The 23,463-nt window shown below is 60.0% G+C and carries 22 protein-coding genes; 8 read left to right on the top strand and 14 right to left on the bottom strand.

From position 1 onward, the window contains the following. Positions 1-102: 102 nt before the first annotated feature. Together N018_RS09880 and N018_RS09875 are read left to right on the top strand one after the other, a co-directional pair. Complete coding sequence (locus N018_RS09880) at positions 103-1,131, top strand: FecR family protein (RefSeq protein WP_025389446.1); 1,029 nt, start codon at positions 103-105, stop codon at positions 1,129-1,131. A 234-nt stretch (positions 1,132-1,365) separates the two neighbouring features. Then, positions 1,366-1,758 (top strand): Fe2+/Zn2+ uptake regulation protein, encoded by a 393-nt coding sequence (locus N018_RS09875; protein WP_024647813.1) that lies wholly within the window; start codon positions 1,366-1,368, stop codon positions 1,756-1,758. Between the two features lie 10 nt (positions 1,759-1,768). Here N018_RS09875 and N018_RS09870 read toward each other — a convergent pair whose 3' ends face one another. Then, a complete protein-coding gene (locus tag N018_RS09870; RefSeq protein ID WP_024647814.1) occupies positions 1,769-1,957 on the bottom strand; it encodes a hypothetical protein in 189 nt (62 codons plus the stop codon). Positions 1,958-2,200: 243 nt separating this feature from the next. Here N018_RS09870 and N018_RS09865 point away from each other — a divergent pair, with 243 nt between their 5' ends. After that, the gene (locus N018_RS09865) at positions 2,201-4,009 is read left to right on the top strand and encodes a monovalent cation:proton antiporter-2 (CPA2) family protein (RefSeq protein ID WP_024647815.1); all 1,809 of its coding nucleotides are present in this window, start codon (positions 2,201-2,203) and stop codon (positions 4,007-4,009) included. 23 nt (positions 4,010-4,032) lie between these two features. Here the strand turns inward: N018_RS09865 and N018_RS09860 are convergent, their stop codons facing one another. From N018_RS09860 to moaB, 3 genes are all read right to left on the bottom strand, one after another. Continuing rightward, positions 4,033-4,959, bottom strand: coding sequence for a glycosyltransferase family 2 protein (locus tag N018_RS09860; protein ID WP_024647816.1), 927 nt, complete (start codon positions 4,957-4,959; stop codon positions 4,033-4,035). An 88-nt stretch (positions 4,960-5,047) separates the two neighbouring features. Continuing rightward, positions 5,048-6,259, bottom strand: coding sequence for a molybdopterin molybdotransferase MoeA (locus N018_RS09855; RefSeq protein ID WP_024647817.1), 1,212 nt, complete (start codon positions 6,257-6,259; stop codon positions 5,048-5,050). A gap of 6 nt (positions 6,260-6,265) precedes the next feature. After that, on the bottom strand, positions 6,266-6,805 hold the full coding sequence (gene moaB / locus N018_RS09850) for a molybdenum cofactor biosynthesis protein B (RefSeq protein ID WP_005893511.1): 540 nt from the start codon (positions 6,803-6,805) through the stop codon (positions 6,266-6,268). Positions 6,806-6,880: 75 nt separating this feature from the next. Here moaB and mobA point away from each other — a divergent pair, with 75 nt between their 5' ends. Then, positions 6,881-7,486 (top strand): molybdenum cofactor guanylyltransferase MobA, encoded by a 606-nt coding sequence (gene mobA / locus N018_RS09845; RefSeq protein ID WP_024647818.1) that lies wholly within the window; start codon positions 6,881-6,883, stop codon positions 7,484-7,486. Positions 7,487-7,581: 95 nt separating this feature from the next. Next, a complete protein-coding gene (locus N018_RS09840; RefSeq protein ID WP_025389445.1) occupies positions 7,582-7,806 on the top strand; it encodes a YgdI/YgdR family lipoprotein in 225 nt (74 codons plus the stop codon). A gap of 77 nt (positions 7,807-7,883) precedes the next feature. Here N018_RS09840 and N018_RS09835 read toward each other — a convergent pair whose 3' ends face one another. Then, positions 7,884-8,774, bottom strand: coding sequence for a pseudouridine synthase (locus tag N018_RS09835; RefSeq protein ID WP_024647820.1), 891 nt, complete (start codon positions 8,772-8,774; stop codon positions 7,884-7,886). Between the two features lie 184 nt (positions 8,775-8,958). Between N018_RS09835 and N018_RS09830 the strand changes: the two genes are divergently transcribed. Beyond that, positions 8,959-9,813, top strand: coding sequence for a shikimate dehydrogenase (locus N018_RS09830; RefSeq protein WP_025389444.1), 855 nt, complete (start codon positions 8,959-8,961; stop codon positions 9,811-9,813). 2 nt (positions 9,814-9,815) lie between these two features. On the opposite strand, the gene N018_RS09825 is transcribed toward N018_RS09830, so the two are convergent. Continuing rightward, a complete protein-coding gene (locus N018_RS09825; RefSeq protein WP_024647822.1) occupies positions 9,816-10,487 on the bottom strand; it encodes a TetR/AcrR family transcriptional regulator in 672 nt (223 codons plus the stop codon). A gap of 145 nt (positions 10,488-10,632) precedes the next feature. Further along, positions 10,633-12,540 carry a 3-dehydroshikimate dehydratase QuiC gene (gene quiC / locus N018_RS09820; protein WP_025389443.1) on the bottom strand — a complete coding sequence of 636 codons (1,908 nt, stop codon included), beginning with the start codon at positions 12,538-12,540 and terminating at the stop codon, positions 10,633-10,635. A 626-nt stretch (positions 12,541-13,166) separates the two neighbouring features. Between quiC and N018_RS09815 the strand changes: the two genes are divergently transcribed. Continuing rightward, positions 13,167-14,486, top strand: coding sequence for an MFS transporter (locus N018_RS09815; RefSeq protein ID WP_024647824.1), 1,320 nt, complete (start codon positions 13,167-13,169; stop codon positions 14,484-14,486). A gap of 901 nt (positions 14,487-15,387) precedes the next feature. On the opposite strand, the gene N018_RS09810 is transcribed toward N018_RS09815, so the two are convergent. Continuing rightward, entirely contained in the window at positions 15,388-16,275 is an 888-nt protein-coding gene (locus tag N018_RS09810; protein ID WP_024644885.1) for a DMT family transporter, read from the bottom strand. Positions 16,276-16,535: 260 nt separating this feature from the next. Between N018_RS09810 and N018_RS09805 the strand changes: the two genes are divergently transcribed. Next, positions 16,536-17,792 carry an OprD family porin gene (locus tag N018_RS09805; RefSeq protein WP_025389442.1) on the top strand — a complete coding sequence of 419 codons (1,257 nt, stop codon included), beginning with the start codon at positions 16,536-16,538 and terminating at the stop codon, positions 17,790-17,792. A gap of 68 nt (positions 17,793-17,860) precedes the next feature. Here the strand turns inward: N018_RS09805 and pcaC are convergent, their stop codons facing one another. From pcaC to pcaQ, 6 genes are all read right to left on the bottom strand, one after another. Continuing rightward, positions 17,861-18,259 carry a 4-carboxymuconolactone decarboxylase gene (gene pcaC, locus N018_RS09800; RefSeq protein ID WP_025389441.1) on the bottom strand — a complete coding sequence of 133 codons (399 nt, stop codon included), beginning with the start codon at positions 18,257-18,259 and terminating at the stop codon, positions 17,861-17,863. Next, the gene (locus N018_RS09795; protein WP_025389440.1) at positions 18,256-19,617 is read right to left on the bottom strand and encodes a 3-carboxy-cis,cis-muconate cycloisomerase; all 1,362 of its coding nucleotides are present in this window, start codon (positions 19,615-19,617) and stop codon (positions 18,256-18,258) included. Before N018_RS09795 ends, pcaC begins: the two co-directional genes overlap by 4 nt. 24 nt (positions 19,618-19,641) lie before the next feature. Beyond that, positions 19,642-20,991: an MFS transporter gene (locus N018_RS09790; RefSeq protein ID WP_024644889.1), complete on the bottom strand. Its 1,350-nt coding sequence runs from the start codon at positions 20,989-20,991 to the stop codon at positions 19,642-19,644. A gap of 68 nt (positions 20,992-21,059) precedes the next feature. Then, complete coding sequence (gene pcaG, locus N018_RS09785) at positions 21,060-21,662, bottom strand: protocatechuate 3,4-dioxygenase subunit alpha (RefSeq protein ID WP_025389439.1); 603 nt, start codon at positions 21,660-21,662, stop codon at positions 21,060-21,062. Between the two features lie 10 nt (positions 21,663-21,672). Continuing rightward, positions 21,673-22,392 carry a protocatechuate 3,4-dioxygenase subunit beta gene (gene pcaH / locus N018_RS09780; RefSeq protein WP_025389438.1) on the bottom strand — a complete coding sequence of 240 codons (720 nt, stop codon included), beginning with the start codon at positions 22,390-22,392 and terminating at the stop codon, positions 21,673-21,675. Between the two features lie 127 nt (positions 22,393-22,519). Next, on the bottom strand, positions 22,520-23,449 hold the full coding sequence (gene pcaQ / locus N018_RS09775) for a pca operon transcription factor PcaQ (RefSeq protein WP_024644892.1): 930 nt from the start codon (positions 23,447-23,449) through the stop codon (positions 22,520-22,522). Positions 23,450-23,463: the final 14 nt, after the last annotated feature.

Here is a 23,463-nt window from a genome sequence, read left to right as displayed (position 1 = left end):
CACGAGGAAATACGCAGCGCAGTACCCGGCAATACCCTGCAAATGTTCTCTCTCCGCGAGTTACGGGGGTAGAATGCGCCAACGGTAACGGCCGGAGCGCCCATGAGCGACCCTCTCTTCAGCAAGGCAGAACGCGATTCGATCACCGATGCCGCCGCGCATTGGTGCATGCGACTGCACGCTGACGACTGCACGGACGCAGAGCGAAAAGCCTTCGATCATTGGCTGGCAGCAGACCCTCTGCATGCGGTCGAGTATCGGGCGATGGCCGAAGTCTGGGACATGACCGGGCAGATCGAACCGCTGCATCCGGCGCCTTCGGTTGCCATAGGGTCGGCGCAAGCCCGCCCGGTCGTGCCACGCCGCACGCGCCGCTGGGCACCGCTTGCAGCGGCAGCCGCCGTGGTTGCGCTGGCGGCACCGGTCGCCGCTTACATAGGCTGGAATCAGGGCTGGCTGCCGAATGCCTACGAGTCCTACAGCGCCGGCAACTCGACGCGCCTCGTGGTCCTGGCCGACGGCAGCCGGGCAGAACTGAATCTGGGCACCGAGCTGACTTATGCCAATTACCGCGATCGACGCAGCGTCACGCTGAACAACGGCGAGGCATTCTTTGAAGTCAGCCACGACAGCGTGCACCCGTTCGTGGTCGATGCCGGTCAAGGCAGCATCAAGGTGACGGGAACGCGCTTCAATGTGTGGATGTATCAGGATCAGGTGCGTGTAACGCTGGTCGACGGTTCGGTTCAGGTCAACAGTGACCGTGTGCATCACGCCGCCAGCCATCGTCTGGACCCTGGGATGCAAGCCAGCTACAAGGCGGGAGACGACGCCCCGCTGATCAACCAGACCGACGCACAGGATGCAAGCCTGGCGTGGCGCAATGGCAAGCTGATCTTCAATGACTTGCCGCTCAGTCAGGCGCTGCCGTTGATCAATCGTTACCTGCCAACGCCGATTCTGCTCGCCGATACTGCCACAGGCGCCATGCGCATCGGTGGCAGCTACAACACCAGCGATATGTCGAACCTGCTGGCTTCGCTGCCCAAGGTGCTGCCGGTGTATATCACCCAGAATCAGAACGGCAATCCAGTGCTCAACCGCCGGGTGTCCGACTCACCGAAAGGCTGACCCTCAGGACAATAAAGAGCAATCTTCTACATCCGCGCACAACCGGATGAGTCGCCTCGCCCTCCGCAGATCTTCATCTACCCTGAACCCCACACACTTCGCGGCGAGCCTGTGAACGCGGGCTCGCGCATTTTTTTTCATTCAGAACTGAGGTTTTGCCCGGCTCGTTCGTCTTAGTAAATGAGAGTGTTGAAAACGCACGATTTGTTTGGAAAGCCTGGAAAGGAGCTGTGGATGTTCAATCGCCAAGGAGTCACGACTCGCACCCTGCTGCGGCAAACAGCGCTGGCGGCGCAGGCACAGGTGCCTGTCACCGAAACCGAGCGGCCCGGCAACGAGCACATCCGCTTGCTGCTCAAGCATTTTGGCCTGCGCACCAGCCTGGTAAGGCTCAAGGTGCTGGACGCACTTCTGGCCTCCAACGAGGAAGGCCAGCCGCTGGGGGTGCGGGGCGTTCACAGTCAATTGCTCAGGCTGGACGTGCCGCTATCGTTTCTGAGCGTGCGCGAAGTCCTCAAGCGCCTGTGCGACGAAGGCGTGATTCACCTTAATGACGACAAGACCTACAGCTTGCACCCTCGCGCAGCCCAATGGCTTGGCGAAGCTGGCAAGGGCCTCGCTCAATAATCGGCGTCACTCAACGCTTGACCTTGCGACGCATGATCCCGTTCAGGATCACGACCAGCACAGCGACACTGATAGCGATGTACTGAAAGGTCTTTTCGGTAATGGCACCGCTGTTCTGCAAGTGCGACAAGCCCAGCATGATCGCCAGTACGCCGACGGCGATCAGAACCGAGTAAATCAAACGCTGCTTGTTGGTCATAACGTTTCCTGAATGCTCATGAACGGCTAATGGCGCTGCCTGAATGCGCGCATATCTTACGCCGATGCGCAGCGAATCGCACTGCCAGCCCTGATCCTGCCCCTTCTCCCCTGCCGCAGCCGCACGTTAAACATCAACCGTGTTGATTATCGTCATGCCGCAATGAACATTGCCGTGCCAGACTCCCATGCTTTAATACCGCCCCGTTTCACATTGTGTTCAATTATTGCCAAGGAGTTTTACATGCCCCATGAAGGCAGCCTGCTGCAGGCCGCAGTGGTGTTTTTACTTGCAGCCGTCCTGACCGTGCCGCTGGCCAAACGTCTGCAATTGGGCGCTGTCATCGGTTATCTGTTTGCGGGCGTGATCATTGGCCCTTCAGTGCTCGGATTGATCGGCGACACCGAGAGTGTCAGCCATATCTCCGAGCTGGGGGTGGTATTGCTGCTGTTCATCATCGGCCTCGAACTGTCGCCGAAACGGCTGTGGGTGATGCGCAAGGCAGTGTTCGGCGTAGGCATGGCGCAGGTGGTGCTAACCGGGCTGGTAATTGGTGGCATTGCGCTGTTTACCTTCGGTCAGTCACTGAATACCGCCATCATTCTGGGCCTGGGTTTGGCCTTGTCGTCCACCGCCTTTGGCCTGCAAAGTCTTGCGGAGCGTAAACAACTGAACAGCCCCCACGGCCGCATGGCGTTCGCCATTCTATTATTTCAGGACATTGCCGCCATCCCGCTGATCGCCATGGTGCCGTTCCTCGCCGGGGCGGATCACGCAATGAACACGGGCGAAAGCGTGAACCATGGCTTGCGCGTACTGGGCAGCATTGCCATCGTGGTCATCGGTGGACGCTATCTGCTGCGTCCTGTGTTCCGGATTGTCGCCAAGACCAGGATTCAGGAAGTTTCCACCGCCACCGCCCTGCTGGTGGTCATCGGCACGGCATGGCTGATGGAGCTGGTGGGTGTGTCAATGGCACTGGGCGCCTTCCTGGCCGGTCTGCTGCTGGCCGACTCGGAATACCGTCACGAGCTGGAAGCGCAAATCGAGCCGTTCAAAGGCTTGCTGCTGGGCCTGTTTTTCATCAGCGTCGGCATGGGCGCCAACCTCAGCCTACTGCTCAGTTCACCGTTGACCGTACTGGGCCTGACTGTGTTGCTGATCGGAATCAAGCTGCCCATGCTGTTCCTGATCGGCCGTACTGCGGGCGGTCTGAACAGCCGCAGCGCGCTGCAATTGGGGCTTGTGCTGGCTGCAGGCGGCGAGTTCGCTTTCGTGGTGTTCAAGATCGCCAGCGCGCAAGGGCTGTTCGAGGCAGGGCTGTACGACATGCTGGTGCTGACCATCACCCTGTCGATGGCGATCACGCCGTTGCTGTTCATCGCGCTCGCACGCTGGATCAAACCCAGGATCAAGCCGGTAGAAGTGCCCGAGGAATACCGCGATATCCAGACAGACAAACCGCGGGTGGTGATCGCTGGAATGGGCCGCATGGGACAGATCGTTGCACGTATCCTGCGCGCACAGAAAATCCCTTTCATCGCGCTGGACACCGCTGTCGAGTCGATCGAGTTCTCGCGCAGTTTCGGTAACGTACCGGTGTTCTACGGCGACCCGCTACGCCCGGAAATTCTCCGTGCCGCCAAGGTCGATGAAGCCGAATACTTTGTCATCGCGACCGACGATCCCGACACCAATATCAAGACCGCCGAGCTGATTCGCAAACTCTACCCACACATGAAGATCATTGCTCGCGCGCGTAACCGACAGCACGTTCATCGCCTGATGGACCTTGGCGCCCACGCAGTGCGCGAAACATTCTACTCGAGCCTGGAAATGAGTCGGCAGACCCTGATGGGCCTGGGCCTGAGTGAAGCGCAGGCCAATGCGCGCATCAGCCGCTTCAAGCGTCACGACGAACAAGTGCTGGAGGCCCAGCACGCGGTCTATGACGACGACGCCAAAGTGTTGCAGACCGCCCGCGAAGCCAGAGCAGACCTCGCCCAGTTGTTCGAGTCCGACCGACTGGACGAGGAAGCGGCGAAGGGTTGATCAGGGCCTGGCCGACGGGACAGTCAGGCGTAAGGGCTGTCCCAGTAGCGTTTGTACATACCGAGCTTTTTCTTCACGCCTTTGGGCAGGCGACGCTCTTGCCTGCTCAGTTTGTAGGCCAGCAATTTGAGTGCATTGCGCACGAACGACATGGGCCACCAAAGCAGTCGTCGTGGGCCGATGAATGCCAGTTCGGACTTCACGTAGCGCATGCCCTCGCCTGCAATGCCGCCAAAGGTCTCATAGATCCACGCCTCGCGAGACTGGAACACACCGATGTCGAAATACCGGCAGAATTCTTCGCGCAACGTGTAGTTGTGTGAATGACGGCACACAGCGGAGCCTTCATAAGCGACTTTCCAGCCGTCGATCAGCATTTTGGCGGTGACGTACATGTCTTCGGACAAGATCACATGCCGAGGGAAACCGCCAACCGCCAGCAATGCCTCGCGACGATAGGCCGCAAAGGAATTGGACATGAACGGCGTCTTGATGCCCAGCGTGCCAGCGTCAGCCAGGGTCTTGATCTGCGAGGTCGGCGGATAATTGAACAGCCGCGCATGCTGGGCCAGCAGATTGGCATCCTTGTGCGGCAACTGGCGGCCGCAGACGGCACCTACTTTCGGGTCGGCAAACGGCAGCAGAATGTTGCCAATCGCATTGATATCTTCGACGTAGGCATCCTGGGTCATGTAGACGTAGACGTCATAGTCGGGATGCAGATCGACCATCATCTGCCGGGTGCCGCCGTGGTTGAAGTCCTTGCTGTCGATGCGCATGACGTTGGCGCAGCGGGCCTGAGCCAGCTCCAGCGAGCCGTCTGACGAACTGGAATCGACAATCAGGGTATCGAAGGTTGCGGTTTGCGTAGCCAGCGAATCCAGCAGGCGCTCCAGGTCCTTGCGACCGTTGTAAGTCGGGATGACACAAGCCACTCTCAATGACGCCATAACACTACTCCAGGGCAAGTCCGATTGCCCGATTTGTCAGCGTTGTTGAGGGTAGCTCATGTGTACCCGGCTCACCATTCGAATGTATTCAGCCGAGCACTTCACTCAGCGGAATGAAATTGACCCAGTCACCCTCGGCGACGGTTGTGCCTTCGCGCACCTCGATCAGTCCATCGGCCCAGGCCGCACTGCGCAGCACACCAGAGCTTTGATTGCGGTAGATCACCGCCTTGCCCTGCTCCAGACGACCCCGCAAGTACTCGCGACGATTGCCGGGACGTGTCCAGACAAACCCGGCCGGCACCGGAAACTGCAACGGCGCAACGTCAAGCACACCCTGCCGACGCAGCAGATAAGCGCGAGCCAACAAGGCAAAGGTGACCAGCGTCGACGCTGGATTACCGGGCAGACCAATAACCGGCACGCCCCGGAAATGCCCGCAGGTCAGCGGTTTTCCGGGTTTAATCGCCAGTTTCCAGAGTGCCAGTTCGCCGTCTTCGCGCAACGCGTGGCCGAGAAAGTCGGCCTCGCCCACTGAAACGCCACCCGTGGAGAGAATCAGATCGACATCGTGCAGGTTCGCCAGCGCAGCACGCGTCTGCGCCAGATCATCCGGCAGGATGCCCGCATCGATCACCTCGCATTGCAGGCGTTTCAGCCAGGCGCACAACAATACCCGGTTACTGTTGTAGATCTGCCCCGGACCCAGCGGCTGACCGGGCTCGATCAGCTCATCACCGGTAGAGAGCACCGCCACCCGAACGCGACGAATCACGTCCAGTTCGGCGAGGCCCAGTGACGCTGTCAGGCCCAGCTCGATAGGCCCGAGCCGTGTACCGGCCGCTAATACGGTATCACCGACACGGGTTTCCTGGCCTTGGGGACGAATGTTCTGGCCGACGTTGAGTGGTTCGCTGAAGCGTACCCGCTGATCAGCCAGCACGTCGGCGTTTTCCTGCATCTCGACGCAGTCGGCGCCCTCGGGCATCGGCGCGCCGGTGAAGATCCGCGCACAGGTGCCTGGAACCAGCGGCTCGGGTGCCTGACCGGCAAAAATGCGCTGGCTGACGGTCAACGGCTCACCGGTCCAGTCCGCCATACGCAAGGCATAACCGTCCATGGCGCTGTTCGGCCACGGCGGCAAATCCAGCGTGGAAACGAGGTCCACTGCCAGCACCCGGCCTTCGGCAGCGGCCAGCGAGACCCGCTGGCAATCGGTGATACGGGTCGCATCAGCCATCGCCAGCAATCGGGCGATGGCCTCTTCAACCGGCAGCAAGGCTTTTGGCTCGTTACTCATAAGCACTCAACCACGGGTCGCGCAGGGTTCGGCCTGCTTGAGGTGCGGCACGAAGTTGCAAGGTCTGAACCGCGAATCCAGTTGCTCGGCGAGAATCCCGTCCCAGCCGGTGCGCACAGCATTGGTCGAGCCCGGCAGGCAGCAGACCAGCGTACCGTTGGACAGCCCGGCCAGCGCGCGGGACTGGATGGTCGACGTGCCGATGTCAGGCACAGAAATCTGCCGGAACAGTTCGCCGAAACCATCAACCTGTTTGTCCAGCAGGCAGCCCACGGCTTCAGGCGTGCTGTCACGGCCAGTGAAGCCGGTCCCGCCAGTGATCAACACGACTTGCACTTGATCGTCGGCAATCCAGGTCGCCACCTGAGCGCGGATCTTGTACAGGTCATCCTTGAGCAGCACGCGCTCGATCAGGCCGTGACCGGCTTCGGTCAGGCGGTCGACGAACATCTGGCCCGAGGTATCGGTTTCGCGGGTGCGGGTATCGCTGACGGTCAATACAGCAATATTCAGGGGTACGAAAGGTGTGTCAGCCTTGGCTTTCATGGCCTCATCCGGTTGTTAAGGAAACAGGCCAGTGTTATATCACAGCACTCCTTTTGACTGCCCGCCGAGTGTTTGATGAATGTCCGTACCGCCTTGCCGCCCTGCTCGATCCTGCTGCTGGCCGGAGGTCGCGGGCAACGCATGGGCGGGCGCGACAAGGGCTTGATCGAGTGGCAGGGCAAGGCCCTCATCGAGCACCTGCATCGTTTGACCCGGCCACTGACTGACGACCTGATCATCTCCTGTAACCGCAATATCGAGCGCTATGCGCAGTATGCCGATCAACTGGTTCAGGATGACGACACCGAGTTCAATGGCCCTCTGGCCGGAATCCGTGCCGCGCTGCCACTGGCACGCCATCGCTGGCTGCTGGTTCTGCCCTGTGACGTGCCGCTGGTCGATGAGCCTCTGCTGCAGGCACTCCGCGAAAAGGCCCTCGAACATCCTCAACGCCCGATCATGGTGCGCGAAGGTCAGCACTGGCAGCCGCTTTTATGTATGATCCCGGTCGCTCATGCCGCAACGCTGGAAGCCGCCTGGCAGGCAGGCGAACGCAGTCCGCGGCGGGCCATGGAGTCACTGCAACCGGTGGCCCTGCAACTGGAAACCGATGACCCACGGCTGGCCAACCTGAACACACCCTGTCTGTTGGCAGGGATCAATGAAAATCTCGGCAAGTGAGTGGTTATTGAACTTGCCGGGGTGTATACGGAACTTGCTGACGGCGTTTACGTCTGAGAGTTCAAGTAATCAAGAATCCATCTGGAGACACAGTAATGAAACAACGGACCCTCCCCGCTGCCTTCCTGCTTGCATTGAGCATTGCCTCCCTCGCCGGTTGCGCATCGCCCACTGTGATCACCATGAACGATGGTCGTGAAATCCAGGCCGTCGACACTCCGAAGTACGATGAAGATACCGGTTTCTACGAGTTCAAACAGCTTGATGGCAAAGAAACCCGCGTCAACAAGGACCAGGTACGTACCGTCAAGGATCTGTGATCCCGGCGCCACGTGACTGATTCGAAAAAACCCGCCAAGTGCGGGTTTTTTTGGGCCTGCACGGGCGACTCCGGAGGCTACCAGTCCAGCTTCAACAGGCTCTCGAACTGACGCTGCTCGCCGCTTAGCGGATCCACAAACCGCAAGCCTTTGGCCAACAGTTTCAGCGGGTTCTGATAGTCGTCTATCGGGTCCTTCAACGCGTCGGGATAGAACGGATCATTGCAGATGGCAGCGCCCAGTGCGGCCATGTGTACGCGTAGCTGATGTTTCTTGCCAGTCACCGGGTACAAGCCGTAACGCCATAGCTGCGCTTGCCGCTCCAGCACTTCGATGCGCGTCTGCGTGTTGGCGGCTCCCGGCCCTTCCTGCATACGAAAGAACGGATCGCCCTCGACCAGACGACTTTCGTGCAGACGCGGAAACTCCAGCCTCGGCAGCGCGGGCGCGATTGCCTCGTAGAACTTGTCGATGCGCCGGGTCGGGAACAGCGTCTGGTAGGCCGAACGCGTCTGGCGGTTGGCGGAAAACAGCACCAGCCCGGCGGTATGCCGATCGATACGATGCAGCGGCACCAGGTCGGGATTGTCCAGACGATGAATCAGGCGGCGTAGCAGCGTCTGCTCGACATACTCGCCTGCGGGGGTGACGGGCAGAAAATGCGGTTTGTCGGCGACCACCAGATGCTCGTCGGCATACAGGATCGTCTCTACTACCGGGATCGGCGTTTCGTTGGGCACTTCACGAAAGTAGTGGATCTTCAGCCCTTCGCGGTACGCCAGGTCGGGCGACACCGTTCTGCCCTCGGCATCCAGAACGCGCCCGCGGGCGATACGATCCAGCCACTGTTCACGACTGATCGCCGAAAATTTCGCGCACAGACAATCGAGCACAGTCGTCCAGGAACCTGGTGGCAGATACAGAGTGCTGGCTTGTTGCTGGGCTGCGCTGAAAGCGGGATCGGTCATGCAGGGCTCTGACTCACTGGGATCTGAAACGGTTGGCCGGGGATTATCGCTGATTCGGGCGATCACCGCACAACATCGCTACATGGCAATCGCCTGCCACCTGCAGCGCTATTAACCATCTGGTACATTCCATTCAACACCTGCCTGCGATCAGGCAGCGCCACAAAAACAAGAGATATATTTTATGAATCAAGCTGAGACCCCCTCTGTGCTCGCCGGCCTGATCGGCTCAGGCATTCAAGCCTCGCGAACGCCTGCGATGCACGAGCGCGAAGGTGATGCACAAGGCCTGTGCTATCTGTATCGGCTGATCGATATTGACGCGCTGCAACTTGACATCAACGCCTTGCCCCGGCTGCTTGAGGGCGCGCAGCATTGCGGCTTTACCGGTCTGAACATTACCTTCCCCTGCAAGCAGGCGGTCATCCCGCTGCTGGACGAACTGTCCGATGAAGCGCGTGGCATCGGCGCTGTGAACACCGTGGTGTTCAAGGACGGAAAGCGCATTGGTCACAATACCGATTGCCTGGGTTTTGCCGAAGGTTTCCAGCGCGGTCTGGATAAGGCTCCGCGCCAGCAAGTGGTACAAATGGGTGCCGGGGGCGCAGGTGCAGCGGTGGCTCATGCGCTGTTGAGTGCGGGCGTGCAACGCTTGACGGTCTTCGAAGTGGAACCCCAACGCGCGCAAGGGCTGGTGGACAACCTGAACAGGCACTTCGGTGCCGGGCGCGCTCAGGTCGGTCTCGATCTGCCGGCTGCGATGGCTGAAGCCGATGGCCTGGTCAATACCACGCCGGTCGGCATGGCCAAACTGCCGGGCACGCCCTTGCCCCTCGAGTTGCTGCGTGCCGAGCTGTGGGTCGCCGAAATCATCTATTTCCCACTGGAAACCGAACTGCTCAGGCATGCCCGTGCGCTGGGCTGCAGGACGCTGGATGGCAGCACTATGGCGGTGTTCCAGGCGGTCAAGGCTTTTGAGCTGTTCAGTGGTCAGTCAGCCGATGCGGAGCGCATGATGGCGCACTTCCACACGCTTTAACCTCAGAGCTTGAGATAGCGCAGTACAGCGTCGCAGATCATCGCCTTGTGACGCTGTCTGACCTCCTCGCTCCACAGCTGGATCTGGAAAATCTCGCTGAACGTGTGGCGGTTGGAAATCCGGTAGAAACAGAACGAGCTGATCATCAGGTGCAGGTCCACCGCATGCACGCCGTCACGGAACAGGCCGCTGGCTTCACCGCGACGCAGGATGCCATCAAGTGCCCTGATGACGGTCTGGCTCTGGGCCTGAATCGTGTCGGACCTTTTGACGTTCTCGCCGTTATGAATGTTCTCGATGCACACGATGCGCACGAAATCGACGTTGTTGTCGTGGTGATCGAACGTGAACTCCACCACCCGCTGAATCGCTTCGACCGGCTCCAGCTCGCCCAGATTCAGGCCGCTTTCGGTTTTGCGAATATCGCCGTAGAGCTTTTCCAGCACCTCGACGTACAACTGCTCCTTGCTGCCGAAGTAGTAATAGATCATCCGTTTCGAGGTTTTGGTGCGCTCGGCAATGGCGTCGACGCGAGCGCCGGTCAATCCGTGCGCAACGAATTCGGCGACGGCCGCCTGAAGAATGTCTTCGCGGGTTTTCTCCGGATTGTTCTTGCGCCCCTTCGATGCGACAGCAGCAGGCAGGGTATCAACGGAATCGTCAGTTGTTTTCATTGTCGGCTCATGACCACGAGTGATTCGCGGAGTATGAAGCCGACCGGTGACAGAAGGAAGCTGCATAGGTACTGAACCCGCGCAGCTTCCTTGACGCTGCCCCTCCCACGCCCTAAGGGCATGAGCCTGCCCCCCTCGCCCTGGGTCAGAGCCGGGTCTGGCGTGCTACAACGTTGCGCGCCTTGGCCATGGCCGCCAAACGCACCGGTACGTTGGCAGCGCCGTAACCTACGTAGTCATTCTTGCGTTGCAGAATCTCGAAGAAGAACCTCCCGTCGAACGCGTCGGTGTACACATGAAACAGCTCGCCGCCTTGCGCGTCGCGGTCATACAACACGTTGTAGTAGGCCAGTTCGCTGAGAAACTCGTCGTCGAAATCGAAGCGTGCCGCCAAATCGTCGTAATAATTGAGTGGGATGTCCAGCAATGGCACACCTGCCTCCTTGGCGCGGCTGACTTCGGCAAAGATGTCTTCGCAGGAGAACGCGATGTGGTGAACGCCGGAACCGCGATAACTCGACAGCGCATAGGAAATGGCCGTGTTGCGGTTCTCGGAAATGTTCAGCGGCAAACGCACGGTGCTACAACGGCTGCGCAGCGCGCGGCTTTTCACTAGCCCGTAAGGGTCGGGCAACACCACTTCGTCATCGGCTTCAAAATCCAGGATGCTCTTGTAGAACAGCACCCAGCTGTCCAGGCTGTCGGCCGGCAGCGCCATGGCCATGTGGTCGATACGCTGCAGCCCCCCTTTGGCGACCGCCTGCGGATCCACGACAAAGTCGCTGTCGTAGATCGAATTACCTGGCAGCGCCTGATCGACCAGATAAATCAGGCTGCCGTCCGGCGCACGCACCGAAGGGATTTCCCTTTCGTTTGGGCCCACCAGCCCGCGATAGGGCTGGCCCTTGAACGCCCGCGCGCGCTCCAGTGACTGATGGCCGTTATCGACCCGCAAGGCGGTGGCACATAACGACGGCCCGTGCGACTCGAAAAAGCTGTGCGCAAAGGAATACGGCTCGGCATTCAGCACGATCTTGATATCACCCTGCCCCAACAGGCTGACGGCCTTGGAGCGGTGCTGACCCAGCTTGGCGAACCCCAGCCGTTGCAGCCAGCCCGACAGGCGAGCGCCATGGCTTTCATCCACTGCGAACTCAAGGAACTCGACACCGTTGTAACTGCTGGCAGGCGGCGGATTGAACAGAATCTCGGGAACCGCAGCGGGTTCGTCACGCGCCAGCAACTGGCGAGTTTTTTCTTCCAGATACAGCAGCGAGCGCAAACCGTCAGCAGCATTGGCGCGCGTCGGTGCGGCACGGAAACCGTCGTTGAACACTTCCAGCGACAACGGGCCGGTGTAGCCGCTGCGCAGGATCGGCGCGAGGAAACCGGCAAGATCGAACTCGCCCTGGCCGGGGAAGCAGCGGAAATGTCGACTCCACTCCAGCACGTCCATCGCCAGAATCGGCGCGTCGGCCATCTGTACAAAGAAAATCTTGTCGCCGGGGATCTGCGCAATCGCGCTCGGGTCACCCTTCAATGACAGCGTATGGAAGCTGTCGAGCAGCACGCCCAGTGCCGGATGATCGACCTGGCGTACCAGATTCCAGACCTGTTGCCAGGTGTTCACGTGCTTGCCCCAGGCCAGCGCCTCGTAACCGACCCGCAGGTTGCGGGCACCGGCACGCTCGGCCAGCAGGCTCAGGTCATCGAGAAGAATGTTTTCGTCGCCCACCGAATCGGCAGACGCGTTGCTGCAGACCAGAACCAGATCGGTGCCCAGTTCCTGCATCAGGTCGAATTTGCGTTCTGCACGGTCCACGTTGCGTTGCAGTCGATCACGACGGCAGCCTTCAAAATCGCGGAACGGCTGGAACAGCGTGATGGCAATACCCAGGTCGGCGCATATCTGCCTGACGTTGCGGGGGCTGCCGTCGTAATACAACAAGTCGTTTTCAAAAATCTCGACGCCGTCAAAGCCGGCTGCGGCGATGGCTTCGAGCTTTTCCGGCAGAGTACCGCTTAAGGAAACGGTAGCAATTGAACGCTGCATGCTTTTCAGCTCCTGAATGAACGTGGCCTGCTTGGGTCACGGCTGGATCGCACCGCATTCCTGGCCTTTTCTGACCTTATTCAGAGGTGCGCATGAAGTATTTGCCTATCAAAATCCTACAGCAACCTAAAGTGTACGAACTGGTTAGTTTTACGTTCGATTATCGAACAGAAGCCGTGTTAGTCAATTGACGCTGTATCGCACAATGCTCAACATCAGCGTCACATTGCAGTGATAGCAGGATAGACCTGCCGTCGAACGTTTTGATTTTTCGCTTCATCAGCAGCAACCCATAACAATTCAAACAACAGGAACATTGCTCATGCGCATCCATCCCGCCTTGCCAGAATACTCGCTCGCCCGTCTCGCCAGACGTCATGCCCGACGAACCCGCCTGGTCACACGCCCGGTCCAGTTTCGCGTCGCCTGAAACATTCCAACACACTTGCGCGGCTCAACCTGTAAATTGTCGGCCCGACGGATCGTTTCGCTGAACGCCTGAGTCAATCGGCCAGTCGAATCACGGTTCTACGACCTCACTTTACCTGCACATCGCCTGCATCGAGTGGACTTCTCAGTCCGACTGCTGCCAGCAGCACAGTCCTGGAACGGATGGTTAGATCATCATGCTCAATACCCAGACCAACCCTGTCGCCCATGCCGGGATGGGCGAAAAGATTCGCGGCGCTCTCGCCGTCGGCAAGACCCGCTGGGGCATGCTCGCTCTGGTGTTCTTCGCCACCACCCTGAACTACATCGACCGGGCGGCGCTCGGTGTCATGCAGCCGATTCTGGCCAAGGAAATGAGCTGGACGGCGATGGACTACGCCAACATCAACTTCTGGTTTCAGGTCGGGTACGCGGTGGGCTTCGTGCTGCAAGGCCGATTCATCGACAAGGTCGGCGTCAAGCGCGCGTTTTTCCTCGCCGTGCTGTTGTGGAGCCTGGCAACCGGCGCGCATGGCCTGGCGACATCTGCCGTCGGCTTCATGGTCTGCCGCTTTATTCTGGGCCTGACCGAGGCCGCCAACTACCCGGCTTGCGTGAAAACAACCCGCCTGTGGTTCCCGGCCGGTGAGCGTGCAGTCGCGACCGGCATTTTCAATGCCGGCACCAACGTCGGAGCCATGCTGACTCCCGCACTGTTGCCGCTGATCCTGACCGTGTGGGGCTGGCAGGCAGCATTCGTGGCGATGGGGTCGCTGGGGCTGATCTGGGTGATCATGTGGCGTTTGAAGTACTACAACCCGGAAGAGCATCCGACCGTTAGCAAGACCGAGTTGGACTACATCAATCAGGAGGTCGAGCCTGAGCCGGTCAAGGTGCCCTTCTCCGGCATTCTGAAGATGCGCGGCACCTGGGCGTTCGCCTTGGCGTATGCGATTACTGCGCCGGTGTTCTGGTTTTACCTGTACTGGCTGCCGCCGTTTCTAAATCAGCAATACAACCTGGGGATCAGCGTGACGCAGATGGGTATCCCACTGATTCTGATCTGGCTAACCGCCGACTTCGGTAGCGTGGGTGGCGGCATCCTGTCGTCCTGGCTGATCGGGCGTGGCATGCGTGCAACCAAAGCGCGCCTGGTATCGATGCTGATTTTCGCGATCACGATCTGCAGCGTGGTATTCGCCGCCAACGCCAGCGGCCTGTGGGTGGCAGTGCTGGCCATCTCGCTGGCCGTCGGTGCGCATCAAGCCTGGACCGCCAACATCTGGAGCCTGGTGATGGACTACACGCCCAAGCACATGATGAGCACTGTGTTCGGCTTTGGCGGGATGTGCGCGGCCATCGGCGGCATGTTCATGACGCAGATCGTCGGCGCTGTGCTGACCGCGACCAACAACAACTACAACGTGCTGTTCACCATGATTCCGGCGATGTATTTCATCGCACTGATCTGGCTGTACTTCATGGCCCCGCGCAAGGTTCCGACGCTCAGCGAGTAATCGTCTGACACCGCCAGAAAAGCCCGAATGGCTATTGTCCCCACGCTCCGCGTGGGGATGCATTTCGTGACGCTCTGCGTCACACAGCGGTTCTGTGGTGTCAGGTAGAATGGCGTTTGACTCAGGTCACCTTTTCGCCCCTCGGCGAGTTACTTTGATGGGGCCAAAGTAACCAAACCCCCTGGCTCCGTTTCCGGCCCGACTTCGTCGGGTTCCTTCGTCCTGACACTGATCCGGGGGTCGCCGCAACGGGCCATCCATGGCCCGGTGCGGCTAGCCTGGCGTCCTGCCAGGCTACCCCCGGATCAGCGCCAGGACTCAGCCGTCACTTACGTCGCACTCTGCGTCGCCAGTGCCATCGCGATAAAGAAGCGCTTCTTATGTGCAGTCGCAACGCGCGAGGCATGGCGCAATGCAAGAGAGTCGGTTGGACTTGTGTATAACGATGAGCGCCCCGCGTGGGGATGCAGTTCGTGACGCTCCGCGTCACACAGCGGTTCTGTGATGTCAGGTAGGTTGAGGTTCGACTCAGGTCACCTTTGCGCCCTTACGGCGCCCTACTTTGAGGGACCAAAGTAGGCAAAGTCCCGGCTCCGTTTCCGGCCCGACTTCGTCGGGTTCCTTCGTCCTGACACTGATCCGGGGGTCGCCGCACCGGGCCATCCATGGCCCGGTGCGGCTAGCCTGGCGTCCTGCCAGGCTACCCCCGGAGTTCCTTCGTCCTGACACTGATCCGGGGGTCGCACTCTGCGTCGTCAGTGCCACCGTGATCGAAAAGCATGTATGGCAATCTCCTGCAGGCGCAGCATGACATTGTTCTGCGCCGAAGACCTGTGAGGCAGTGCGTCAGCAACTGCATGCCAACTGAACATTGGCACGACACGGCGTTCAGCGTCGGTCGCTACCCGCCCTTGCGTCGCTGTTGCCACGCTGCCGCCAGGCCGCTGAGGCAGATGATGGCAATGCCGGCCTGTGCAGTCGGGGATGGCATGTGGTCGAAGACCAGATAGCCCAGCAACCCGGCGAAGACGATCTGGCAGTAGCTGAACGGTGCCAGCATGGCCGGGGCAGCGAAGCGGAAGGCCTGGGTCAGCAGCAAATGGGCGGACATGCCGCAGGCGCCCAGCGCGAGCAGGAACGGCAAGTGTTTGAGTGCGGGCACTTCCCAGAAGAACGGCACCAGTGCGCTCATCAGCAAGGTGTTAAACAGCCCGGCAAAGAAGTTGCTGGTGGTCGGGCTGTCAAACGGACTGACCAGCCGGGTCAGCAGTTGATACAGCGCGAAGCACAGCGCCGACGACAGTGGCAGCAGGATCGCGGGTGTAAACAGTTCGCCGCCCGGATGAATGATGATCATCACCCCGATAAACCCGACCACCACGGCTATCCACTGCCCGCGTGTGACGCGCTCTTTGAGCAGCGGTACTGACAAGGCGGTGACCAGCAGCGGGGCCAGAAAGTTGACCGCCGTGGCTTCTGCCTGCGGAATGAACATCAGGCTGCTGGTGAACAACAGGCTGGTGCCCAACAGCGCCAGTGCGCGTAGCGCCTGCAGGCCCGGCCGTTTGGTGCGCAGTACGCGTAACCCGGCAGACGGCATGAAGATGCAGGCCATGAGCAATGTATGCACCAGATAACGCGCCCAGACCACCAGGATGATCGGATAGAAACCGGACAGGTATTTGGACAGTGTGTCGTGGCTGGCAAACAGAAAGGTGGCCAGAAGAATGAAGCCAATCCCCTTGAGAGGTTGGTTGACGCCGGACAACGGCGTGCTGGCAGTGCTCATCGGTCTTCCTTGTTCAAGTGTTCTCGACCTGGATCTGTAGCGAAAAACGACCGCATGCGTGTCGACTGCAATGGCCCGGAGCTATAAGACAGCGAGCATCGCAGCAAGCATTTTCAGCGTCTCGCACAAAATGTTCCAACCGGTTCATTAACGTTCGATTATCGCCCAAAACAACGCTTTCACAATTGCGGACAACGTCCCGGCATTTCAATATCGCAGGCAGCTAAAACGACTCAATAACTACAAAAAAGGTCTGTTCCATGCGCTTGAACGCCCCCTGCAAAATCGTTTGCGGTCTCTCTGCGGCTGTCGCTGCGACCCTCACACCGATAACCAGCCATGCCGCCGGATTTGTCGATGACGCCAAGGTCAATCTGAACCTACGCAACTTCTACATCAACCGCAACTTTGTGGACCCGGCCAATTCGCAGAATTACGCCGAAGAATGGACACAGAACTTCATCCTCGACGCCCGCTCCGGTTTTACCCAAGGCACAGTGGGTTTCGGCGTTGATGCGCTGGGCCTGTACTCGCTGAAACTGGACGGCGGCAAAGGCACTGGCGGCACACAACTGCTGCCGATTCACAGCGATGGACGCCCGGCCGATGATTTTGGCCGGCTCGCTGTAGCCGGCAAGGTGCGTTTCTCGAAAACCGAATTGAAGGTTGGCGAGTGGATGCCAGTGTTGCCGATTTTGCGCTCGGACGACGGCCGCTCCCTGCCGCAGACCTTTCAGGGTGGCCAGATCACCTCGAAGGAAATCGACAACCTGACGCTGTACGGCGGCCAGTTCCGGGGTAACAGTCCGCGCAATGACGCCAGCATGCAAGACATGTCACTGAATGGTCGTGGCGCGTTCACGTCCGACCGATTCAACTTCGGCGGCGGCGAATACGTGTTCAACGAAAAACGCACTCAGGTCGGCGTGTGGTACGCCGAACTCGAAGACATCTACCATCAGCAATACTTCAACCTGTTGCACAGTCAGCCGCTGGGCAGCTGGACCCTGGGCGCGAACCTCGGTTACTTCCAGGGCAAGGATGACGGACAGGCACTGGCAGGCGACCTCGACAACAAGACCTGGTCTGCCCTGCTTTCAGCAAAACACGGCGGCAACACGTTCTACGTGGGCCTGCAACGCGTCACTGGAGAAAGCGGTTGGATGCGGGTCAACGGCACCAGCGGCGGTACGCTGGCCAACGACAGTTACAACTCCAGCTTCGACAACGCCAGGGAAAAGTCCTGGCAGTTGCGCCACGACTACGACTTCGCGGCGCTGGGCGTGCCCGGCCTGAGCCTGATGAACCGCTACATCAGCGGTGACAATGTACACACAGGTGCGATAACCGACGGCGAAGAATGGGCTCGGGAAACCGAAGTAGGCTATGTGCTGCAAAGCGGCGCGTTCAAGAACCTGTCGCTGAAGTGGCGCAACTCGACCATGCGCCGTGACTACAGCACCAACCAGTTCGATGAAAACCGGGTGATCGTCAGCTATCCGCTTTCGTTGCTCTGAAGCCCCCTGCAAAAAGCCGCCACGGCTGAATACAGTGGCGGTTTTTCTCGCACTGATCAGACAGTCTTTCAGTCGTCCTTCAACGACTCCACGCCCATTTCGTCCCAGACCGCTTCGGCCAGGTGAAACGTAGCGTTGGCCGCCGGGATGCCGCAATAGATGGCGCTCTGCATCAGCACTTCCTTGATCTCTTCGCGGGTCACGCCGTTGTTTTTTGCGGCCTTCAGGTGCAGACGCAATTCGCCCTCGCGATTCATGCCGATCAGCATGGCAATGGTGATCAGGCTGCGGGTGTGACGCGGCAGCCCCGGACGCGTCCAGATGTCGCCCCAGGCATGACGGGTGATCATTTCCTGAAACTCTTCATTGAACGGCGTCAGCTTGCTCAGACTGTTATCGACATGTGTGTCACCCAGCACTGCGCGGCGCACCTGCATGCCGGCTTCGTAGCGTTCGTCTTCGGTCATCGGGAAATCCTTATGTGTTCGGCCACGGCGCGCTCGACCCAGTGTCGGGCCTGACCAAGGTAATGCGCCGGATCCAGCAAGCGATCCAGCTCGTCAGAAGAAAGTTGTTCGCTGACCTGCGGGTCTTCGCCGAGTACCTGACGCAAGTGCGTGCCCTGCTCCACCGCACGACGGCAGCATTGCTCTATCAGATGATGTGCGGCGTCCCTGCCAATGCGCTGCGCCAGCGCAATGCTCACGGCTTCGGCCAGCACCAGGCCTTGGGTGGACTCCAGATTGAGGCGCATGCGCTCGGCGTCAACCTGCAAACCAGGAACTGCCTGCAACGCCTGTTGCAGCGAACCGGAAACCAGACAGCACAGCTCCGGCAAGGTCTCCCACTCGGCATGCCACAGGCCTAGGCTGCGCTCGTGCTCCTGCGGCATCGCAGCGAGCATGGTCGCCACCAGCCCTGGCGCCCGCGTTGCTGCGCTGATCATCACTGCGGCGCCCACCGGGTTGCGCTTGTGCGGCATGGTCGAAGAGCCGCCCTTGCCCGGCGCCGAGGGTTCGAATACTTCGCCGACTTCGGTCTGCATCAACAGGCTGACGTCGCGCCCTAGCTTGCCGAGGCTGCCCGCGATCATGCCCAGCAGACTGGCAAATTCCACCAGACGATCGCGCTGGGTATGCCAGGGTTGCTCGGGGAGCTCCAGCCCCAGCTCGCTCGCCAGCGCTTCGGCGACCTTGAAGGCCTGATCGCCCAGCGCCGCCAGACTGCCGGAAGCGCCGCCGAATTGCAGGCACAACAGACGCGGTTTGATCTCTTCAAGCCGTTGACGATGGCGCGTGACAGCGCCCAGCCAGCCAGCGATCTTCATCCCCAGCGTGACAGGCGTGGCTTGCTGTAACCACGTGCGTCCGGCCAGCGGCGTCCCCGCATGGCGCTGTGCCTGTTCAGCCAGCGACTCTGCAAGGTGCGAGAGGTCGCGTTCGAGCACAATGATCGCCTGGCGAAGTTGCAACACCAATCCGCTGTCCATCACATCCTGACTGGTCGCGCCCATGTGTACGTAACGCTCGGCTTCCGGGCTGCGTATGGCAATCTGCTTGCCCAACGCCTTGACCAGCGGAATCGCCGAATTGCCAGCACTGCCAATGGCGATGGCGAGCGCGTCGAAATCGAACAGTTCGGCACGACAGTTCTGCTCGATGTCGGCCACGACACTGGCCGGAATCAGGCCAACCTGCGCCTGCGCCCGAGCCAGAGCAGCCTCGAAATCGAGCATGCCCTGCACCCGGCCCTGGTCCGAGAAAATCCCGCGCATGTCGGCCTGGGTGAAATAGCTGTCGAAAAGTTGATTACCCGGTCTGTTCACATCTGCGCTCCAGATTGATAGGTTTCAGGTGGCGTCGGCATGACTGACCCAGCCCTTGATCAGGATCGCCAGCGCCGCCACTGCGGCCGGGACCACCAGTGCGGTGAGCACCTGCTCGAAACTCCAGCCCAGGCCCAGCAGCGTCGCGCCAGCCCATGCGCCAAGGATGGCACCGAAGCGACCGATGCCGAGCATCCACGACACACCCGTGGCGCGGCCCTGAGTGGGATAAAACCGTGCCGCCAGCGATGGCATTGCCGACTGCGCGCCATTGATGCACATGCCCGCCACCAGCACCAGCGTGGCCAGTACGGCGACATTGCCCAGACTTTGCCCGACCAGATACGCAAACACACCCGCCAACGCATAGGCGGTACCAATCACCTTGTGCGGGTTGTAACGGTCCATGGCCCAACCGACACCCACTGCGCTCAGCACCCCGCCGAACTGGAACAACGCACCGATGAACGCCGACTGCTCCATGCTTGCGCCGCTGTCACGCATCAGTGTCGGCAGCCAGCTGGTCAGCAGATAAACGATCACCAGGCCCATGAAATAGGTCAGCCACAACAGCAGCGTGCCCGCACTGTACGTACCGGAGAAAATCACCTTCAGGACGTTGCGACTGCTCACGGTTTTCTGCTCGGGAACGCTGAACGCGGTGACTCCCGCCACTTCCTTCGGCGCAATCGGTGCCAGCACCTTGCGAATCCGCTCGGCACCGCGATTGCGCACTACCAGAAAGCGCGCCGATTCCGGCAGCCAGACCATCAGCACCACTGCCAGTATCAGCGGCAGGATACCGCCGAGCATCAGCAGGCTGTGCCAGCCCATGCTGGGAATCAGTTTGGCCGACACGAAACCGCCGCAGGCCATGCCCAGATTGAAACCGCAGAACATGCTGGTGACCAGTAACGACTTGAGCCGCTCCGGCGTGTACTCCGAAAGCAGCGTGGTGGCGTTGGGCATCGCTGCGCCCAGGCCCAGGCCGGTCAGCAGGCGCAGAACCAGCAATTGATCAATGTTGCTGCTGTAGGCGGATGCAAGGCTGAACACACCGAACAGGAACACCGCGACAACCAGTACCCACTTGCGCCCGAAACGGTCAGCCAGCGGCCCGGAACCCAGCGCACCGAACACCATGCCGATCAGTGCCGCACTCATGACCGGGCCCAGGCTGGCGCGGTCGATGCCCCAGTCCTGGCTGAGTGCCGGCGCAATGAAACCCATGGCGGCGGTATCGAGACCGTCGAGGAAGACGATCAGAAAACACAAGGCGACCACTCGCCACTGATACCTTGATAACGGCTGCGCGTTGATGAAAGCCTGTACATCGAGCGTACCTGTTGCAGGCCCGCTGGCTGAAAGCGTCATGAAGGTGTCCTTTTATTTTTATAAGGTCGCCTGCCGGTGCAGGCGCCATGAAACGCACGTACATTGCCTCAGAAATCGAAAAATACCGTCTCGTCTTCACCCTGCACGCGGATGTCAAAACGATAGGCCAATTGACCGTCGTGCATGCAGCGACGCGCGATCAGGGTTTCACGGCGCGGAGGCTGCTCGATCAGGTTCAGCACCGGGTCGATGGCATTGGCCTGTGCTTCATCGTCGAAATACAGCCGCGTCTGCAGATGAATATTGATGCCACGGGCGAACAGCGACACGTTGATGTGGGACGCCATCGGCACACCCGCCGCATTGCGCACCGACCCCGGTTTCACGGTTTTCAGCATCCACTGACCATCGTCGGTAGTCGCGGTGCGGCCAAAGCCATTGAACGGCCGGTCCGGGTGAAACGCGCTGTCATAAATACCTTGATGATCGGCCTGCCAGAACTCCAGATACGCATCGCGGATCAGGTGGCCGTTGCCGTCGAAGACATTGCCCAGCAGCACGATGTGCTCACCCGGCGCGTCCGGCCTGGCCAGCTCGTTCCAGATTTCCAGCTCGCGCGTCGGGTTGCCGGCCACTTGCGGGGCCAGACCGATATGCACGTAAGGGCCAGCGGTTTGCGAAGGGGTTTCCTGTAACAGTTGTACGGGCATGACGACCTCCTCAGCAGTTTTCGAAGTGGGTCTTGCGCTGACCGCGCAGAACGATATCAAAGCGGTACGCCAGGCAATCCATCGGGTTACCCAGCGCTAGATCAAGCCGGGCGATCAGGCTCTGCACCGCATCGGGGTTGGTGATTGCCTTGACGATCGGGCAGATCGAAATCAGTGGATCACCTTCGAAATACAACTGGGTGATCAGCCGTGTGGCGATCGACGGGCCGCTGATCGACACATGCACGTGAGCCGGACGCCAGTCGTTGGGGCCATTGCGCCAAGGGTAAGGGCCGGGTTTGACGGTGCGAAAGCTGTAGTTGCCTTCGCTGTCGGTCAGAGCTCGCCCGACGCCACCGAAGTTGGGGTCGATAGGTGCCAGATAGGCATCGCGTTTGTGTCGATAACGACCACCCGCGTTGGCTTGCCAGATTTCCACCAGCGTGTGGGGAATCGGCTTGCCGTACTGATCACAAACCTTACCGGCAATCAGAATGCGCTCGCCGATGGGCAAACCGCCGTTATTGAAATTGAGCAGCAGGTCGTTGTCATGCTGGCCGAACGTCAGATGCGAGAAATCCGGACCTGATGCCTCGGAAATGGATTGCGGAATGCTGACCAGCGCCTGGCGCGGTGAGCGCAGGATCGAAGTCTTGTAGTCCGGGGTCAGGGCTTTGGGGTGCCAGTTTCGGTCACGAATGACGAAGCGGCTGTTGTCCGCAGCAGACATGGCGTTCTCCTTGTTTTTCTTATGAGCGCGCAGGCGTCGATCACTTGCGCTTCAGGCTGCGGCAAAGTGTCGCGCAACTCATGCTTATAGAGAACTGAAATAACTCCCGCCATCCATAACCAAATGGTTATGGATACTGCTCCTCACGATACGCCTCCCCGACACTGCGCAATTCATCCACACACCATTGCGCCGCACGGGTCAGTGGCAGGGCCGGGTTGCTGCACAGCCCGACCGAGCCGCCCGGCTCACGAATGCCCATGTCCAGCTCGACCAGCGTGCCGCCTTTCAACTCCAGCGAGACTGCATCCAGCGGCGCAATCCAGATCGCATTGCTGCATTGCACGTATCGGCGGCTCAGCGTGAGGGACAGTGTTTCAAGGCGCTGACGCGGCATCTGGATACCGCACTGCACGAACAGGCTGTCGGCGAACTTGCGGATGGTGGTGCCGGCAAGCGGCAGCACCAGCGGGAACTGCTCCAGACTTTCACGCTTGAGCGGCGCGGCCAGCAGCGGATGGTCGTTGCGCACCACCAGGGTCATCGACTCGTTATACAAATGCTCGAAAACAAGGCCCTGAATCTGCGGGCTGTCAGTCATGCGGCCGACCACCAGATCCAGCTCCCCGACCCGCAATTGCGACAACAGCCAGGCACTGGGGCCGGTCATCACGCTGACGATCAGCGCCGGGTGCCGCTTATGCAGACGATTGATCACCTCCGGCACCAGCAGACTTTCGGCCGTGGACAGCACGCCAAGCCGCGCGGTTACCGTTTCATGTTCGCCGGAACGCAGGCTGCTGACGCCTTCCCGCAGGGCCTGAACACTCGGCCCGGCGAAACGCATGAACGCGACGCCTGCTTCGGTGAGTGCAGCACCGCTCTTGCTGCGCACAAAGAGCGTGGTCGCCAGCAGGGTTTCCAGTTCCTTGATGCTTTTGGACAGGGCTGGCTGGCTGATCGACAATACATCCGACGCTCGCGCCAGACTGCCCTGACGCGCCACTTCAAGGAAGCACACCAGATGGCGGAATTTGATCCGGGTATCGATATTCAATGCGCGTCAGGTCC

The sequence above is a fragment of the Pseudomonas syringae CC1557 genome, from assembly GCF_000452705.1.
GTDB lineage: Bacteria > Pseudomonadota > Gammaproteobacteria > Pseudomonadales > Pseudomonadaceae > Aquipseudomonas > Aquipseudomonas syringae_F.
Note: the sequence above shows the minus strand (reverse complement) of the source record. Positions and strands in the feature narration are given on the sequence as shown.

Bases quoted from the DNA above. Each gene is read 5' to 3' on its own strand.
- N018_RS09880 (WP_025389446.1), top strand. From the start codon at position 103: ATGAGCGACCCTCTCTTCAGCAAGGCAGAACGCGATTCGATCACCGAT.
- N018_RS09875 (WP_024647813.1), top strand. From the start codon at position 1,366: ATGTTCAATCGCCAAGGAGTCACGACTCGCACCCTGCTGCGGCAAACA.
- N018_RS09870 (WP_024647814.1), bottom strand. From the start codon at position 1,957: ATGACCAACAAGCAGCGTTTGATTTACTCGGTTCTGATCGCCGTCGGC.
- N018_RS09865 (WP_024647815.1), top strand. From the start codon at position 2,201: ATGCCCCATGAAGGCAGCCTGCTGCAGGCCGCAGTGGTGTTTTTACTT.
- N018_RS09860 (WP_024647816.1), bottom strand. From the start codon at position 4,959: ATGGCGTCATTGAGAGTGGCTTGTGTCATCCCGACTTACAACGGTCGC.
- N018_RS09855 (WP_024647817.1), bottom strand. From the start codon at position 6,259: ATGAGTAACGAGCCAAAAGCCTTGCTGCCGGTTGAAGAGGCCATCGCC.
- moaB (WP_005893511.1), bottom strand. From the start codon at position 6,805: ATGAAAGCCAAGGCTGACACACCTTTCGTACCCCTGAATATTGCTGTA.
- mobA (WP_024647818.1), top strand. From the start codon at position 6,881: ATGAATGTCCGTACCGCCTTGCCGCCCTGCTCGATCCTGCTGCTGGCC.
- N018_RS09840 (WP_025389445.1), top strand. From the start codon at position 7,582: ATGAAACAACGGACCCTCCCCGCTGCCTTCCTGCTTGCATTGAGCATT.
- N018_RS09835 (WP_024647820.1), bottom strand. From the start codon at position 8,774: ATGACCGATCCCGCTTTCAGCGCAGCCCAGCAACAAGCCAGCACTCTG.
- N018_RS09830 (WP_025389444.1), top strand. From the start codon at position 8,959: ATGAATCAAGCTGAGACCCCCTCTGTGCTCGCCGGCCTGATCGGCTCA.
- N018_RS09825 (WP_024647822.1), bottom strand. From the start codon at position 10,487: ATGAAAACAACTGACGATTCCGTTGATACCCTGCCTGCTGCTGTCGCA.
- quiC (WP_025389443.1), bottom strand. From the start codon at position 12,540: ATGCAGCGTTCAATTGCTACCGTTTCCTTAAGCGGTACTCTGCCGGAA.
- N018_RS09815 (WP_024647824.1), top strand. From the start codon at position 13,167: ATGCTCAATACCCAGACCAACCCTGTCGCCCATGCCGGGATGGGCGAA.
- N018_RS09810 (WP_024644885.1), bottom strand. From the start codon at position 16,275: ATGAGCACTGCCAGCACGCCGTTGTCCGGCGTCAACCAACCTCTCAAG.
- N018_RS09805 (WP_025389442.1), top strand. From the start codon at position 16,536: ATGCGCTTGAACGCCCCCTGCAAAATCGTTTGCGGTCTCTCTGCGGCT.
- pcaC (WP_025389441.1), bottom strand. From the start codon at position 18,259: ATGACCGAAGACGAACGCTACGAAGCCGGCATGCAGGTGCGCCGCGCA.
- N018_RS09790 (WP_024644889.1), bottom strand. From the start codon at position 20,991: ATGACGCTTTCAGCCAGCGGGCCTGCAACAGGTACGCTCGATGTACAG.
- pcaG (WP_025389439.1), bottom strand. From the start codon at position 21,662: ATGCCCGTACAACTGTTACAGGAAACCCCTTCGCAAACCGCTGGCCCT.
- pcaH (WP_025389438.1), bottom strand. From the start codon at position 22,392: ATGTCTGCTGCGGACAACAGCCGCTTCGTCATTCGTGACCGAAACTGG.